11 protein-coding genes are annotated in these 16109 nt (G+C 72.7%); 7 read left to right on the plus strand and 4 right to left on the minus strand.

Translation table 11 applies throughout. The features are described from left to right. Window positions 1-62 precede the first annotated feature (62 nt). From ITJ68_RS05385 to ITJ68_RS05400, 4 genes are all read left to right on the plus strand, one after another. Entirely contained in the window at window positions 63-611 is a 549-nt protein-coding gene (locus ITJ68_RS05385) for a DivIVA domain-containing protein (RefSeq protein ID WP_194660295.1), read from the plus strand. 66 nt (window positions 612-677) lie between these two features. Then, the gene (locus tag ITJ68_RS05390; RefSeq protein ID WP_228504811.1) at window positions 678-1667 is read left to right on the plus strand and encodes a lytic transglycosylase domain-containing protein; all 990 of its coding nucleotides are present in this window, start codon (window positions 678-680) and stop codon (window positions 1665-1667) included. A 16-nt stretch (window positions 1668-1683) separates the two neighbouring features. Beyond that, window positions 1684-2001, plus strand: coding sequence for a hypothetical protein (locus ITJ68_RS05395; protein ID WP_194660296.1), 318 nt, complete (start codon window positions 1684-1686; stop codon window positions 1999-2001). Further along, complete coding sequence (locus ITJ68_RS05400) at window positions 1998-2750, plus strand: alpha/beta hydrolase (RefSeq protein ID WP_194660297.1); 753 nt, start codon at window positions 1998-2000, stop codon at window positions 2748-2750. The genes ITJ68_RS05395 and ITJ68_RS05400 overlap by 4 nt, the downstream gene beginning before the upstream one ends. A 67-nt stretch (window positions 2751-2817) precedes the next feature. On the opposite strand, the gene ITJ68_RS05405 is transcribed toward ITJ68_RS05400, so the two are convergent. Continuing rightward, the gene (locus ITJ68_RS05405) at window positions 2818-4632 is read right to left on the minus strand and encodes a hypothetical protein (RefSeq protein WP_194660298.1); all 1815 of its coding nucleotides are present in this window, start codon (window positions 4630-4632) and stop codon (window positions 2818-2820) included. Between the two features lie 185 nt (window positions 4633-4817). Here ITJ68_RS05405 and ITJ68_RS05410 point away from each other — a divergent pair, with 185 nt between their 5' ends. Both ITJ68_RS05410 and ITJ68_RS05415 read left to right on the plus strand, forming a co-directional pair. After that, window positions 4818-6554, plus strand: a complete 1737-nt coding sequence (locus ITJ68_RS05410; RefSeq protein WP_194660299.1) for a hypothetical protein — start codon at window positions 4818-4820, stop codon at window positions 6552-6554. Then, window positions 6551-7582, plus strand: coding sequence for a tetratricopeptide repeat protein (locus ITJ68_RS05415; RefSeq protein WP_194660300.1), 1032 nt, complete (start codon window positions 6551-6553; stop codon window positions 7580-7582). The genes ITJ68_RS05410 and ITJ68_RS05415 overlap by 4 nt, the downstream gene beginning before the upstream one ends. A gap of 294 nt (window positions 7583-7876) precedes the next feature. On the opposite strand, the gene glgB is transcribed toward ITJ68_RS05415, so the two are convergent. From glgB to ITJ68_RS05430, 3 genes are all read right to left on the minus strand, one after another. Further along, complete coding sequence (gene glgB, locus ITJ68_RS05420; RefSeq protein WP_228504815.1) at window positions 7877-10549, minus strand: 1,4-alpha-glucan branching protein GlgB; 2673 nt, start codon at window positions 10547-10549, stop codon at window positions 7877-7879. Then, window positions 10546-12546, minus strand: a complete 2001-nt coding sequence (locus ITJ68_RS05425) for an alpha-1,4-glucan--maltose-1-phosphate maltosyltransferase (RefSeq protein ID WP_268097520.1) — start codon at window positions 12544-12546, stop codon at window positions 10546-10548. Before ITJ68_RS05425 ends, glgB begins: the two co-directional genes overlap by 4 nt. Window positions 12547-12766: 220 nt before the next feature. Further along, on the minus strand, window positions 12767-14818 hold the full coding sequence (locus ITJ68_RS05430; protein ID WP_194660301.1) for a glycogen debranching protein: 2052 nt from the start codon (window positions 14816-14818) through the stop codon (window positions 12767-12769). A 59-nt stretch (window positions 14819-14877) separates the two neighbouring features. Between ITJ68_RS05430 and ITJ68_RS05435 the strand changes: the two genes are divergently transcribed. Then, window positions 14878-16041, plus strand: a complete 1164-nt coding sequence (locus tag ITJ68_RS05435; protein ID WP_194660302.1) for a cysteine desulfurase family protein — start codon at window positions 14878-14880, stop codon at window positions 16039-16041. The last annotated feature ends 68 nt before the right edge of the window (window positions 16042-16109 follow it).

The following is a 16109-nucleotide window of genomic DNA, read 5'->3' on the forward strand; positions in this document are numbered from 1 at the left end:
CAGCGGCTCCCGAGTCCGCGCGTCCAGCCGGTCCCAGGGTGGTGTGCTGGCAGAATGTCGCCGTGCCCACGACGTTCCCGACAACTCCCCGCTCGGTCCTCGGCTACGACGTCGACGAGGTCGACCGTTTCCTCGAGGACGCCCGCCGCGCCTACACGGCGAACGACAGCGCCCCGGGGCTCGAGGCCGCCAAGATCCGCGCCACCGCTTTCTCGATGAAGAAGGGCGGGTACTCCACGCAGCACGTCGACGCCGCACTCGAGCGGCTCGAGGACGCCTTCGCCGCCCGGGAGCGCGAGCGCGAGATCGCCGACGTCGGGCAGAAGACCTGGTACGCCGACGCCCGCACGAAGGCGTCCGACGTGGTCGAGCGCCTCGACCGGCCCGACGGCCAGCGCTTCCACCGCGTGAACGTCCTGGCCACCGGGTACCACCCGAAGGACGTCGACGCGTTCGCCAAGCGCCTGGGCGGCTACTTCCGCGAGGGCAAGCCGCTGAGCCTGACCGAGGTCCGCTCGATCGTGTTCCGGCCCAAGCACGGCGGGTACCGCGAGGCCCAGGTCGACGCGCTCCTCGACGCCGTCGTCGAGGTCATGCTCGCCGTCCGCTGACCGTCGCGACGCGCTGGCCCCAGGTGCTTCGCTTTCCGTGATCGTTCCGTTATCCTGGTCAGACTCATGGGCAGGCACACGGCAGACCTCAGCTCCGACCGCGCATCCCGGCAGCACCTCGACGACCACGTCGTCAGCGAGCGCCGCGCGGCACTGAACCGAACCCGCACGGCGGAGACCCCGGTGCAGTCGGTGGACCCGACCGCAGCGACTCCAGCGCAGCAGGGCCAGGCAGCCGCGCCCGTCGCGCCGAAGTCGGTGGCGGCGAACCGGGTCAGCCCCGCGACGCCATCGGACCCGCGCGTCGTCAAGCAGCGCCGCGGTGCCGTGGCGCGCATCAGCCCGAAGAACCGCATCGCCTCGGCGGCGCGTCGTCCCGCGACGGACGCCACGCTCAACGGCTTCATGCGTCGCCGCTCGAACGTGCCGGCGCTCTCGTTCTTCGCCGTGGCACTGCTGGCATGTGGCTCCCTGTTCAACCCGCTGCAGGCCGACGTGGCCCAGGCCGCCGTCGACACCCCGGTGCTCACGAAGGCCCCCGCGGCGCCGCAGCAGTTCAGCGCGCACGGCACCTACGCCGCCTTCGACGTGACCCGCGACGGCTACGAGATCGTCAAGCCCGTGCCGAAGAAGGTCGTCAAGCCCGCGCCGGTCGTCACCGCCACGGACACCACGACGACCGACGCTGCGAAGCCGGCCGCCGCCGCTGCGGTCACCCCGTCGAACAGCATCGCCGCCGTCGCCGCCACGCCTGACCCGGGCAGCGCCCAGGCCATCGCGCTCGACCTCGTCACCGCACGCGGCTGGGGCACCGACCAGTACAGCTGCCTCGTCTCCCTGTGGAACAAGGAGTCGGGCTGGCGCGTCAACGCGTACAACCCGAGTGGCGCCTACGGCATCCCGCAGGCCCTCCCCGGCGCGAAGATGGCGACCGCCGGTGCCGACTGGCAGACGAACCCGGCCACGCAGATCACCTGGGGCCTGAACTACATCTCCGGCGTCTACGGCACCCCGTGCGGCGCGTGGGGTCACAGCCAGTCCTTCAACTGGTACTGATCGGCAGCCCCCACCAGTGCCGCGCAGCAACCGGCCGCGGCGACCGAAGGGTCGAACCGACGGCGCTCGGGTCGAGGACGTCGAAGAACCCTTCGGCCTCGACCGCCTCATGAGCGGCTGGAAGCGCACGGAGGTCCGTCGCGGTCGTGAGTACGCCGTCCAGCCGATCTCGGCAGCGTCCGCGCAGAAGGAGTACCTCTGCCCGGGCTGCGGTCTGACGATCGAGCCCGGCGTCGCGCACGTCGTCGTGTGGCGCGCTGACGGGGTCCTCGGCGATGCCGCCGACCTGGCGTCGCGCCGACACTGGCACAACCACTGCTGGAGGACGGCATGACCGACGTCGACCCGGCCACCGCGGACACCGAGATCCGGTCGGCGACGGTGTTGCCCGCCGTCCGCACCGACGTCGAGCTCGTCACCGACGACCACCTCACCCTGGTGGGGGAGCTCGCCGAACCGCAGGGCCGCCCCGCGCGCGGCACGATCGTGACCCTGCACCCGCTGCCCACCGCGCAGGGCTTCATGGACTCGCACGTCCTGAAGAAGGCGGCAGCTCGGCTGCCCGAGCTCGCCGACATCGCGGTGCTCCGCTTCAACTTCCGCTCGGTCACCTCACCGCGTGGCACCTCCGAGGGGACCTTCGGCGAGGGCGTTTCCGAGGGCTTCGACCTCCGCGCCGCCGTTGCCGACGTCACCGCACGCGGGCTCCCGACGCCGTGGCTGGTCGGGTGGTCCTTCGGGACCGAGGTGATCCTCAAGCACGCGCTCGAACACGTCGAGGCCGGCTCCGTCGCCGGGGTCGTCCTGCTCTCGCCGCCGCTGCACCGCACGAGCGACGCGGAACTCGCCCGCTGGGCCGCCGTCGACGTGCCCGTGGTCGCCCTGGTGCCCGAGCACGACGACTTCCTGCAGCCCGACGACGCCGCCCGGCGGTTCGCCGTCGCGCCGAACGTCCGCGTCGTGCCGGTGGCGGGTGCGAAGCACCTCTGGGTGGGGGAGCGGTACGTCCGCGTCGTCCTCGACGCCGTCGCGGACCTGGTCGTCCCGGGGTCCGCACCACTGCCGACCCACTGGCCGCGCTGAGCACCGCACCACGGTGCGGAGGTGCGCCGACCTGGAGGACCGGGTCGGGCCTCCAGGTCGGGTCGCCTCAGGAGTCGGTCGCGTCCACCCGCGTCGGGGCGTCCTCGACGACGCCGGCGGCGTGCGACAGGACGCCTCGCAGGTTCTCCAGGTAGCCGGCGACCGCTTCGCGCTCGGTCCGGATCGCGGCGAGCCGGTCTTCCGCGTCGGCGATCTGGCTGGCGGAGCGCTCCTCGGCCTCGGCGACGAGCTGGTGGGCGCGCTCCTGCGCGTCCGCCAGGAGCCGGCGGGCGTGCTCCTCGGCGTCGGAGGTGCTGGTGCGCTCGAGGTCGTTTGCCTCTTGTCGGAGCTGCTCGGCGCGTTCGCGGGCCTCGGTCGCCCGACGGGTGGCCTCGGCGAGCTGCAGGTTCGCCTCGTCGAGGTAGCGCTGGGTCTCCGTGACGGTCTCGTGGTGCTTCTGCAGGTAGTCCTGCTCGGCGTCGTCACGACGGGCGGCGAGCTCGGACTCCAGGGTCGTCCGGGCCTCGTCCCGCTCACGGGCGATCTCGGCGAGGGCTTCGTCGCGCTCCTTCGCCAGGCCGGCCCTCGCGGTGTCGATCTCCTGCCGCAGGGCGGTCCGCTCGGCTTCGAGCGTGCCGAGTTCGGCGCTGCGACGCTCGGCGATCTCGGAGTCGACCTCGGCGTGCTCGCGCTCGCGTCGGGCGGCCAGCTCGGCGTCGTGGTCCTGGGCGGCGCGTTGGGCGGCGGCGAGGGCCTCGGCGCGCTCGCGGTCGATGCGCTCGCGGTGCTCCTCGGTCTCGCGGGCGATCCGTGTCGCGGACTCCTGGAGCAGGCGGTCGTTCTCGGCGGCGGTCTGCTCCTGGTCGACCTGCAGCTGCGCGTGGACGGCATCGGCTTCCTGCGCGAGGGCGGCGCGCGCCGAGGCGAGCTCGCGCTCCCACCCGGCGCGGGCGGCGGCGAGGTCCTCGTCGTGCTCCCGGCGGCGGTCGGCCAGTTCGGCGGCGAGCTCGGCGCGCCGGGCCTCGACCTCGGAGGCCAGGTCGGCGCGCCCGGTCTCGAGCTCGAGTTCGAAGGCACGGCGGCGCTCCGTGTGCTCGTGCTCCCAGGCGGCGCGGCCGTCGGTGACCTCGCGCTCGAGGGCTTCGCGGCGGGTGCGCTCGTCGCGGTCGAGGTCCTCGACGCGGCGGGCATGGTCGGCCTCGAACACGCTGCGACGGTGCTCGGTCTCGCGGTCGAGGTCGGCTGCGGCGCCACGGGCGGCGGCCGCCTCGCGCTGGGCGAGTTCGCGCAGTTCGGCGACCTCGTGCTCGGCGCGGGCGCGCAGCGCGTTCGTCTCGCGGATGGCGACCGAGCGGGTCTCGGCGGCCTCGGTGACGGCGGCGCCGCGCATCGCGGCGGCCTCGTTGCGGGCGTCCTGGGTGAGCATGCCGGCTTCGGCGCGGGCACGCTCCACGGTGTCGCCGGACTCCGCGCGGGCGCGGGCGAGTTCGTTCGTGGCACGGGTCCTGGCGTCCTCGAGCGTCTCGCGCGCCTCTTCCTGGGCTTCGCGGACGGTGCGGTCGGCCTCGGAGCGGCTCGAGGCGCGGAGGCGCTGGGCATCGATGTCGGCCTGGGCGATGAGCCGCGTGGACTGCTCCTCGGCGACGCGGAGGGTCGACTCGAGGCGGGTGCCGAGCCCGCTGTACGTGGGGGTGCCGGCCTCGTCGAGCTCGCTCTGCATGTCCGAGACGCGGGACTGCAGGAGACGGATCTCCTTGGCGGCCTCGGCGCGGTCGGTGTTCGACTTGATGAGTCCACGACGGAGGTCGTTCAGCGCCCGGTCGACCTCGTCCTTGCGGTAGCCCCGCAGCTCGGTCCCGAACTCTGCCTCGTCGTTCGCCACGTGTCGCTCCCACTGGTCCACTCGGGCGGCCCGGTGCCGCCCGCGCCCCGATTGTAGTGGTGCCCCGATGAGCAGGGCTGTGCTCGCGGACAGCGTGACGGGATGCGCCTCCCAGTGGTTCTCGCGTACCCTGGGGCGTTGATTCGCGCCGATCCCCCCACCCCGGCGCGGAGGGAGAGAGTTCCGTGCGATTCGTCCTGGCGATCGTCAGTTTCGTGATCGGGCTGCTGCTCGTCGGCCTGGGGGTCGCCGAGCGGACGGTCTTCGCTCCGCCGTCCTCGATCGTCGCGCAGACGTCCTCGACCACCAAGGCCCCCGTGACCGTCATCCCCGGGTCCGTGCTCAACGCGAACCCCGGCTACCAGCGGATCACCGTGTCCGGCTCCGGCAAGGTCTTCGCCGCCTACGGCAAGACGTCCGACGTCGACGCCTGGGTGGGCGACGCCCGCCACCGGACCCTCCGCTACGACGCCGACCAGTCCCGACTGGTCGCCAGGACCGCCGGCAGCGACACCACCGTGCCGGACCCGAAGGGCAGCGACCTCTGGTACCAGGAGTACGAGGACGCCGGCCAGTTCACCGTCCGGCTGCCCGACGACGTCTCCGTGCTCATCGTCGGCGAGGGGTCGTCGGCAGCGCCGTCGGACGTCTCGGTCACCTGGCCGCGCGACACCTCCACCCCCTCCGTCGGACCGCTCATGACCGCCGGCGGCGTCTTCGTGCTCGGCGGCATCGTCCTGCTGGTCTGGGCGTTCCTGCACCAGCGCCGGTCCCGCGGGCCGCGCCGACGCAGTGGCGGGACGCGTCCTCCCCGCGTCCGTGCCTCGCGCCGCGCTGCCGCCGCCGGTGCCCAGGTGCCTGCCAGGTCCCGTCGGGGCCGTCGGTCGCTGATCGCGGTGCCGGTCGTCCTGGTCGGTGCGCTGTCGCTCGCCGGGTGCTCGTCGGAGTACTGGCCCCAGGGCGGCGTCGCGGCGACCCCGACCCCGAGTGCCTCGGCGACGGGAACGGCCGAGCAGGCCGAACCGACCGCCGCCACCCGGCAGCAGATCACCCGCGTCGTCCAGCGCGTGGCCGAGGTCGCGTCGAAGGCGGACACCGACAAGGACGCTGACCTCGCGGCCACCCGGTTCGTCGGGCCCGCGCTCGACCTCCGCAAGGCCAACTACACGATCCGCGACGCCGACCAGGACGTCCAGGCCCCGCCGACGATCTCGGCCGCCGACGTCTCGGTCGCGCTCCCGCAGCAGACCGACAGCTGGCCCCGCACGGTGTTCGTCGTGACGTCGGACCCCTCCGACCAGAAGACGGCGCCGCAGGCGCTCACCCTCGTGCAGGAGTCGGCACGCGACGACTACAAGGTCATGTACGACGTCTCGCTCGAGGCCGACGCCACCCTGCCCTCCGTCGCACCTGTGTCGATCGGCACCGCGCAGCTCAAGTCGGACTCCCCGCTCCTGACGATCGCCCCCGACCAGGTCGCCACGGCCTACGGGGACGTCCTGTCGAAGGACGCCGACAGCGAGTACGCCGACCTGTTCCAGAGCGACGGCGACGACCTGCGGCCCAAGATCGGCAAGGACTACAAGGACAAGAAGTCCGAGGCCCTGCCCGACACCGCCAAGATCGAGTACTCGTCCGAGTCGCCGGACGGCAGTGCGATCGCCCTGGCGACGAACGGCGCCGGCGCGCTGGTGTCGGTCAGCCTCGACGAGATCGAGAAGGTCACGCCGACGGCCTCCGGAGCGTCCGTCAACACCGAGGGTGCCGTGAAGGCCCTGTCCGGTGTCGACTCCAGCAAGAAGGGCGTGAGCGCCACCTACGGCGTCCAGCTGCTCTTCTCCGTCCCGGCCGTCGGGTCGGACGACAAGATGGTCCTGCTCGGGTTCACCCAGGGCCTGATCGCAGCGAGTGAGGTGCAATGACGAACGTCCCCCCGACCCCGTCCGGACTCCGCGGAGCCGTCGACCTGTCGTCCCTGGTCGAGCGTGCCCAGCGACCGGCAGGACAACCGACCGGTGCAGCAGGCCCCGGTGCCCCCGGTGCCGGTGCCCCCGGTGCCGGCGTCCCCGGTGCCGGCGTCCCCGGCAGTGAGACCGCCGGCGACCTGACCGTCCCGTCGCTGGTCATCGACGTCACCGACCAGAGCTTCCAGGACGTCCTGCAGCTCTCGACCGTCGTCCCCGTGATCGTGGACATCTGGGCCGAGTGGTGCGGGCCGTGCAAGCAGCTCTCGCCGATCCTCGAGCGGCTGACCGCGGAGTACGACGGCCGTGTCGTGCTCGCCAAGGTCGACGCCGACACGAACCCGCAGCTCGTGCAGGCCTTCCAGGCGCAGTCGATCCCGACCGTGGCCGCCGTCATCGCCGGACGCCCGCTGGGGCTGTTCGTCGGGGCGTTGCCCGAGGCCGAGGTCCGGGACGTCTTCGAGCAGGTGCTCCAGGCCGCCGAGCAGAACGGCGTGTCCGGGCGCGTGACCGTCGACGGCGCCGGTGTCGACCCCGAGGCCGTCGAGCAGGGCGAGCCCGAACCGGAGCCGCTGCCGCCGCACCACCAGGCCGCGTACGACGCCATCGAGCAGGGCGACTACGCCACCGCCGTCCAGGAGTACAAGACCGCCATCCTGCAGGACCCGCACGACCAGATGGCCGTCGCGGGACTGGCGCAGGTGTCGCTCCTCGACCGGCTCGCCGGCCGCACCGCCGACGACATCCGCGCTGCCGCGGGCGCCGGGCCGCACGACGTCCAGGCACAGCTCGCCGTCGCCGACCTCGACATCAGCGGCGGGCACGTCGAGGACGCCTTCGGGCGGCTGCTCGACCTGGTGCCGACGGTGTTCGGCGACGAGCGTGAGTCGCTCCGCGTCCGGCTCGTCGAGTACTTCGAGCTGATCGGTGCGGAGGACCCGCGTGTCGTGGCGGCTCGACGCCGCCTGGCGAGCGCGCTGTACTGACCCCGCGGGGGCGTCCAGCGGTGTGCGCCAGGGACGGACGGGAGGCTCGGTGCCAGCTGGCACCGAGCCTCCCGTCCGTTGCGGTGGACGGTTGGACCCACGACGCGTGCGATGGGATGTGAGAACGCGCGTCGGAGGTCAGGTGCCCGGGCTGCCCACGTGCGATCCGACTCGCCGCGCCTGAGACGACCTGCTGCGCTCGACCTCCGCAGGGCGCGCTGCGGCACACAGACGAACGCGCGGAGGGGGTCGGGGCACCGACCTCCTCCGCGCGTTCGCGGCTGCCCTGGTGGACTACTGGGCGAGCTTCAGCCAGACGGCACCGAGCGGGGGCACCACGAGGTTCGCCGAGGCCGGGCGACCGGCCCAGGGGACGTCCTCGGCGGTGACGACGCCGAGGTTGCCCACCCCGGACCCGCCGTACTCCGCCGCGTCGGTGTTGAGGACCTCGTGCCACTCGCCAGCGGTCGGCAGTCCGAACCGCCGTTCGACGGGCACGCCGGAGAAGTTCACGAACACCGCGAGGCGCTCGTCACCGGCCTTGCGCAGGAACCCGATCGTGGCGTGGGGAGCGTCGCCGCCCTCGAGCCACTCGAAGCCCTCGGCGGTGCTGTCGTGCGTCCACAGCGCCGGGGTGTCCTTGTACACGCTGTTGAGCTCGGCGACGAGGTCCTGCACGCCACGGTGGCCCGGGTCGTCGAGGTGCCACCAGTCGAGCCCGCGGGCTTCGGACCACTCGCCGATCTGGGCGAACTCCTGGCCCATGAACAGCAGCTGCTTGCCGGGGTGCGACCACATGAACGCGAGGTAGGCGCGCACGTTGGCGAGCTTCTGCCACTCGTCGCCGGGCATCTTGCCGTAGAGGGAGCCCTTGCCGTGCACGACCTCGTCGTGGCTGATCGGCAGCGTGAACTGCTCACTGAACGCGTACACGAACGAGAACGTCAGCTCGTCGTGGTGGTACGAGCGGTAGGCCGGGTCGCGCTGCACGTACTCGAGCGAGTCGTGCATCCAGCCCATGTTCCACTTCTGCCCGAAGCCGAGACCGCCGGCGCTGGTGGGCTGGGTGACGCCCGGCCACGAGGTGCTCTCCTCGGCGATCATGACGATGCCCGGGTAGCGCTTGTACGCGGTGGCGTTGGTCTCCTGCAGGAACGAGATCGCCTCGAGGTTCTCGCGTCCGCCGTGGATGTTCGGCAGCCACTCGGTGCGGGAGTAGTCGAGGTACAGGATCGAGGCGACGGCGTCCACCCGGAGGCCGTCGATGTGGAACTCCTCCATCCAGTACAGCGCGTTCGCGACCAGGAAGTTCTTCACCTGCGGCTGCCCGAAGTCGAACACGTAGGTGCCCCAGTCGAGCTGTTCACCGCGGCGGGGGTCCGGGTGCTCGAACAGCGCGTGGCCGTCGAACTTCGCCAGCGCCCACTCGTCCTTCGGGAAGTGCCCGGGGACCCAGTCCATGATCACGCCGATGCCGGCGGAGTGCAGCCGGTCGATCAGGTAGCGGAGGTCGTCGGGCGTGCCGTAGCGGGAGGTCGGGGCGTAGTACCCGGTGACCTGGTACCCCCACGACCCACCGAACGGGTGCTCGGACAGCGGCAGGAACTCGATGTGCGTGAAGCCGAGGTGCTGCACGTGCCCGATGAGCTCGTCGGCGACGTCGCGGTAGGACAGGCCCGGACGCCAGGAGCCGAGGTGGACCTCGTAGACGCTCATGGGCCGGTCGTGCGTGGTCGTGGCGGCGCGGTCGGCCATCCACTGCCGGTCGCCGTCGGACCAGGCGTAGGAGGAGCTCGTGATGACCGACGCGGTGAGCGGGGGGACCTCGGCGCGACGGGCGAAGGGGTCGGCGCGCTCGACCCAGCCGCCGTCGGTGAGGATCTGGAACTTGTACCGCTGCCCGTCGAGGGCACCCGGCCAGAACAGCTCCCAGACGCCGAGGTCGTTCAGGCGGCGCATCGCGGTGGTGCGGCCCTCCCAGCCCTCGAAGTCGCCGATCACACGGACGGCGGTGGCACGCGGTGCCCAGACGGCGAAGGCGACGCCGTCGACGCCGTCGACGGTCGTGACGTGGGCGCCGAGGTGGTTCCAGAGCTGCTCGTCGCGGCCCTCACCGAACAGGTGCAGGTCGAGTTCGCCGAGCGTGGGCGGGAACCGGTAGGCGTCGTCGCTGGTCCACGTGGTGTCGTCCGCGACGTACTCGGACTCCACGCGGTAGCAGCCGAGCTCGCCGGTCGTGGCGCCGGACCACAGGCCGTCGCCCTCGTGGGTCAGCTCGATGTCGTCCCCGTCGGGGCGCACGATGCGGACGGCTTCGGCGAGGTGACGGACGACGCGTACGCTGGTGCCGCCGTCGACCGGGTGCGGGCCGAGCACGTCGTGCGGCTGGGACCAGCGGCCCTCGGCGACCTGCTGGCGCAGCCACTCCTCGAGGGGAGCGGGTCGGGGCGCGACCGGCGCGGAGGCCGCATCGGTCGTGGTGCTGGTGCTGGTGGCGCCGGACGGGTCGGAGGCCGCCGCCGACTCCGCCACGTCCTGCGCGGTGGTCGCCGGGGTGGTGTCCTCGGCGTCAGCGTCGGCGTGGCGGGGGTGCGTCGTCTCCAGCCCACCGGCGAGCGTCGCCGACTCGGGGACGTCACGGTCGGGGGCCTCGCGACGCGGCAGACGTGCACCGGGGAGGTCCTCACCGGGGGCCGAGGTCCTCGGTTCGGTGCGCGGCGTCGCCTGGGGAGCACGTGACGGCACCGGCGCGGGGACCGGACGGCTCGGGACCGGGGACCCGGCGCTCAGGCCGGCCGCGTCCGCAGCGTCGACGGGGTCGAGCGCGTCGACGTCCGCAGCGGGGTCGACGTGTTTCGCCGGGTGCTGCTGGCGTGCTGGCGGGGGCGGCGGCTGGACCGGGGGCACGCTCGGCCCCTGGCCGCGGTCGCGGGGCTCGGGCAGCTCGGGGGTGTGGGGGTCGGTCATCGGTGGGGTCCTTCCACGACGAGCAGGTGCACGGGCTCCTGGAATGCGTCCAGGCGGACGTAGTTCGACGATCCCCAGACCCAGCGCGCACCCGTGACGACGTCGCGGACGTCGAACGACTGCTCGGGGTCGAGTCCGAGTGCAGCGAGGTCGAGGTGCACCGTGGTCTCACGGGCGGAGTGGGGGTCGACGTTCGCGACGACGATCACGGTGTCGGCGCGGCCCGAGCGGATGAACTGCCCGGGGAGGTGCTTCGAGTAGACGACGATCGCGTCGTCCTCGCTGTCGTGCACGTGCAGGTTCCGCAGCTGGCGGAGCGCGGGGTGCGCCTGCCGGAAGCGGTTCAGCATCGTGACGTACGGCGCCAGGCTCGCGCCCTCGGCCTCGGCGAGGGCGAAGTCGCGGGGCTTGTACTCGTACTTCTCGTTGTCGATGTTCTCCTCGGAGCCCGGGCGTGCGACGTCCTCGAAGAGCTCGTAGCCGGCGTACATGCCCCACGTCGGGGCGCCCGTCGCGGCGAGGGCAGCGCGGATCTTGTACCCGGCGCGGCCGCCGAACTGCAGGAACTCGGTGAGGATGTCCGGCGTGTTCACGAACAGGTTCGGACGGAGGTAGTCCGAGGTCTCGTGGGCGAGCTCGTCGAAGTAGTCGGCGATCTCGTCCTTCGTGTTGCGCCACGTGAAGTACGAGTACGACTGCTGGAAGCCGGCCTCGGCCAGGGCCCGCATCATCGCCGGGCGGGTGAAGGCCTCGGCGAGGAACACCGTGTCGGGGTGCTCGTCGCGGATCTCACGGATGACGCGCTCCCAGAACCAGAGCGGCTTGGTGTGCGGGTTGTCGACGCGGAAGATCCGGATGCCGAACGCGATCCAGTGACGCAGGACCCGCTCGACCTCGACGACCAGGCCCTCGGGGTCGGAGTCGAACTGGATCGGGTAGATGTCCTGGTAGCGCTTCGGCGGGTTCTCCGCAGTCGCGATGGACCCGTCGGCCCGGGTGGTGAACCACTCCGGGTGCTCGGTGACCCACGGGTGGTCGGGGGAGCACTGCAGCGCGAAGTCGAGCGCCACTTCCATCCCCGTGTTCTTCGCCGTCTCGACGAAGTCGCGGAAGTCGTCCTCGGTGCCGAGGTCCGGGTGGATGGCGTCGTGGCCACCCTCGGCCGACCCGATCGCCCAGGGGCTGCCGGGGTCGTTCGGACCGGCGTCGAGCGTGTTGTTCGGGCCCTTCCTGGCGGTGTGCCCGATCGGGTGGATCGGCGGCAGGTAGATCACGTCGAAGCCCATCCGGGCGACGGCGGGCAGGCGCCGGGCGGCGGTGCGGAAGTCGCCGCTCTTCCAGGAGCCGTCGGCGTTCCGCTTGGCGCCTTCGCTGCGGGGGAAGAACTCGTACCAGGCGCCGACACCGGCGCGGGTGCGCTCGACGTCGAGCAGCTGCACGGGGGAGTCGGTGCGGAGCGAGGTGACGGGCGACTCCTCGACCTCGGACAGGATGCGCGGGTCGTCGACCGCGGCGAGGCGTTCGGCTGCGTCGAGCTCGGTGTCGCGCATGCGGGCGGCGGCACGGGTGGCGGCGGGGGAGTCGGTCTCCTCTGCCAGCCGGTCGAGCAGCACGGCGCCGTCGAGCAGCGTGGCCTCGGTGTCGACGCCGGCGGCGATCTTCAGCCGGGCGCCGTGGAGCCAGGAGGCCCAGTCGTCGGAGTAGGCCTCGACGTGCCAGGTCCAGACGCCGACGTGGTCGACCTGGACGGTCGCCTCGTAGCGGTCGGTGCCGGCGGCGGCGAGACGCAGCGGGACGGTCCTCGTCCCGCCGTCGGGTCGTTCCAGGACGACGTCGGCGCCGATCACGCCGTGGCCTTCCCGGAAGACGGTCGCGCCGAACGTGATCACCTCGCCGTCGAAGGCCTTGCCGGGGAAGCCGTTGGGCGTCCTCGGGGTGAGTTCGGTGATCGGGATGCGCCCGATCTTCGGACGCCGGGGTCGGTCTGCGGTGGCCACGGAGCAGACGCTACCCGGCGCGGCCCTCCGTGTTCCCCGGAACGCGTGTCCCTGTGGACGGATCGGCGCGTCGGACACCCCGTGGAGGACCCGCCGACCGCGCCCGCCGACCGCGCCCGCCGACCGCGCCGACCGACCGCGCCCGCCGACCGCGCCGACCGACCGCGCCCGCCGACCGCGCCGACCGACCGCGCTCGCCGCCCGGCCCGACCCAGATCCCTCAGACGACCTCGAACACGTGGATGCCCGGCCCGTACGCCGTGAACACCGTGCCGGCGGGACGGTGCCGGTCGTGGTCGCGGTGCTTCTCGCTCGACCAGGCCAGCCGGTACGCCAGCACGTCCTCCCGCACGGGGAGCGTCAGGTCCCGGGTCCGCCCGCTGCCGTGCACCACGACGAGCACCCGGTCGTACGGCTCGTGCTCCGGCGTGGACTCGATGAAGGACTGCAGCGCGCGGTGGATCGGCTGGTCCCACCACTCGCCGGTCATCGGACCGCCGTCGGGCCCGTACCAGGTCATCCGCGACGCAGAGGGCGTCACCTGGCCCTCGACCCCGAAGCGCGACGGGCGCAGCGCCGGGTGCGCGGCACGCAGCCGGGTCAGCGCGGCCACGGCCTCGGTCATCGACTCGGCGTCCTCGTCGTCCGACCAGTCGACCGGGGTCAGGTCGCCGGAGACGACGTACGCGTTGTTGTTGCCGTGCTGGGTGCGGCTCCGCTCGTCGCCGGCGGTGAGCATCGGCACGCCGGCGGACAGGAACAGCGTGCCGAGCAGGTTGCGCATCGACCGCCCCCGGGCTGCCCGGACGCCGCGGTCCTCGGTCGCGCCCTCGTGGCCGTGGTTGAACGAGCGGTTGTCGTTCGAGCCGTCGCGGTTGTCCTCGCCGTTGGCCTCGTTGTGCTTGCCGTCGTACGACACCAGGTCGTGCAGCGTGAAGCCGTCGTGCGCGGTGACGAAGTTCACGCCGGCGAGCGGCCCGCGCGTGACGTCGAAGACGCTCCGCGACCCCGTCAGCGAGTTCGCGAGCGCGCCGATCCCGGCCCCCGGGACACCACTGCGACGCTCCTGCCCGACGTCGGCCAGCCAGAACTGCCGCACCGTGTTGCGGAAGCCGTCGTTCCACTCCAGCGTCCCCGCACCGAACGCCCCGGTACGCCAGCCGTCCGGGCCGACGTCCCACGGTTCGGCGATGACCAGGACGTCCTGCAGGTCCGGGTGCTGCCGGATGCGCTCGAGCAGCGGGTGTGCCGGGTCGAAGACGTGGTCGGCGTCGCGGGCGAGCGCGGCCATCAGGTCGAAGCGGAAGCCGTCGACCTGCATCTCGCGCGCCCAGTACCGCAGGCTGTCCACGACGAGGTCGGCGGTGGCCTCGACCGAGGTGTCGAGCGTGTTCCCGCAGCCCGTCGTGTCGTAGTAGGTGTCGTCCTCGGCGAAGCGGTACCGGTTCGCGCCGTCGATCCCGCGGAGCGAGGAGGTCGGACCCCCGAGCCCCTCTTCCGCCGTGTGGTTGTAGACGACGTCGAGCACGACCTGGATGCCGGCCTCGTGCAGCAGCCGCACCATGCCCTTGAACTCGCGGAGCACCCCGTCCGCTCCCGCTTCCCGCGCGGACGACGACGCGTACCCGGCGTGCGGGGCGAAGAACCCGAGCGTGTTGTAGCCCCAGGCGTTCTCCCGCTCGGCCTGCTGCAGCCAGTGCTCGGTGTCGAACGCGTGCACGGGCAGGAGCTCGAGCGTGGTCACGCCGATCCGCTGCAGGTGCGCGATGGTGCTCTCGTGTGCCACCCCGGCGAAGGTCCCGCGGAGGTGCTCCGGCACGGCGGGGTTCGCGCTCGTGAGGGTCCGGACGTTGGCCTCGTACAGGACGACCCGGTCGAGCGGCACCGTCGGCTTCGGCACGTCGCCCCAGTCGAAGGCGTCGTCGACCACCACGCTCGTCCACCGGGCAGCCGCGCCCTCGGGAGCGCGGACGACGCCGCGGGCGTACGGGTCGAGCAGGGGGCGCTCGCCGTCGAAGTCGTGTCGACCGTCGGCCGGGCCGTCGACGAGCAGGTGGTAGGTGTCACCGACGCGGACGTCCGCCACCTCGGCGTGCCACTGGTCGGAGTCCGGCTCGTGCGTGAGCGCGACCCGTCGCTCCGCCACCGAGCCGTCAGGGCGGGGGTCGAGCACCAGGGTGGCGGCCGTCGCCGTCGCCGAGCGCATCGCGAAACGCGCGACGTCCTCACCCAGGTGGAGGCCCTGGACGGTGTCGATCGCGATCTCCTGCACCCGACAAGGGTACGAGGACACGCAGGTATCCTGAAAACGCTCTCGAAGGGAGTCCTCCAGTGCCGGTCTACCTCGACCACGCAGCGACGACGCCGATCCTGCCCGAGGCGCTCGCCGCCTTCACCGACGCCCTCGCCACGGTCGGCAACCCGTCGTCGATCCACAGCGCCGGGCAGCGCGCCAAGATGCTGCTCGAGGACGGTCGCGCCCGCGTCGCCGCCTCGCTCGACGCCGAGCCCGTCGAGGTCGTGTTCACCTCCGGTGGCACGGAGAGCGTCAACCTCGCCGTGAAGGGCCTCTTCTGGGCACGACAGGTCGACCGCCCGCGGCCCCGCATCGTCGTCGCGGCCGGGGAGCACCACGCCACCGTCGACACGGTCGACTGGCTCGAACGCCACGACGGCGCGGTCGTCGACGTGGTCCCGCTGGACGCGCAGGGTCACCTCGACCTCGACGGCCTGGAGGCCCGGCTCGCCGCCGCCACGGACGTCGCCCTGGTCACGTTCCTGTGGGCGAACAACGAGGTCGGCACGATCCAGCCGGTCACCCGGATCGTCGAGCTCGCCCACGCGGCGGGCGTCCCGGTGCACGCCGACGCGGTCGCTGCCTACGGCCAGGTGCCGCTGTCGTTCCGTGCCTCGGGCCTCGACGCCATGAGCGTGTCCGCCCACAAGATCGGGGGACCGGTCGGCATCGGCGCGTTGGTCCTCGGTCGCCGCGCCACGGTCGAACCGCTCATCCACGGCGGCGGACAGCAGCGCCAGGTCCGCAGCGGCACGCAGGACGCCCCAGCGGCGATCGCGTTCGGCATCGCGGCTGCGACACCACACGCCGACGTCCGCGCCCTGCGCGACCGGCTGGTGGCCGGTGTCCTCGAGGCCGTGCCCACCGCCGTGCTCCGCGGCGACCCGGTCGACCGGCTGCCGGGCAACGCCCACTTCACCTTCCCGGGGTGCGAGGGCGACTCGCTCCTGTTCCTCCTCGACGCCGCCGGGGTCGCCGTCTCGACCGGCTCCGCGTGCCAGGCCGGCGTGCCCGAGGCCTCCCACGTGCTGCTCGCCATGGGCCTGTCCGAGGACGAGGCCCGCGGTGCCCTCCGGGTGACGCTCGGGCACACCTCGACCGACGCGGACGTCGACGCCTTCCTGGCGGCCCTGCCCGACGCCGTGGCGCGGGCGAGCGCGGCGGGGATGGCGTCCCGCGCGCCGCTGCTCGGTCGCTAGGCGTCTGCCCCCAGTTCGGGGCTGACCAGGGCTTCTCTGGCGTCCTGCCCGTCGCTGGCCGCGCGCTG

Origin of the sequence: Curtobacterium sp. VKM Ac-1395, assembly GCF_015350975.1 — a bacterium.
GTDB lineage: Bacteria > Actinomycetota > Actinomycetes > Actinomycetales > Microbacteriaceae > Curtobacterium.

What these genes read in the sequence shown, in the direction of transcription:
- glgB (WP_228504815.1), bottom strand. Translation starts at nt 10,549, where the DNA reads ATGACCGACCCCCACACCCCCGAGCTGCCCGAGCCCCGCGACCGCGGC.
- ITJ68_RS05390 (WP_228504811.1), top strand. Translation starts at nt 678, where the DNA reads ATGGGCAGGCACACGGCAGACCTCAGCTCCGACCGCGCATCCCGGCAG.
- ITJ68_RS05415 (WP_194660300.1), top strand. Translation starts at nt 6,551, where the DNA reads ATGACGAACGTCCCCCCGACCCCGTCCGGACTCCGCGGAGCCGTCGAC.
- ITJ68_RS05400 (WP_194660297.1), top strand. Translation starts at nt 1,998, where the DNA reads ATGACCGACGTCGACCCGGCCACCGCGGACACCGAGATCCGGTCGGCG.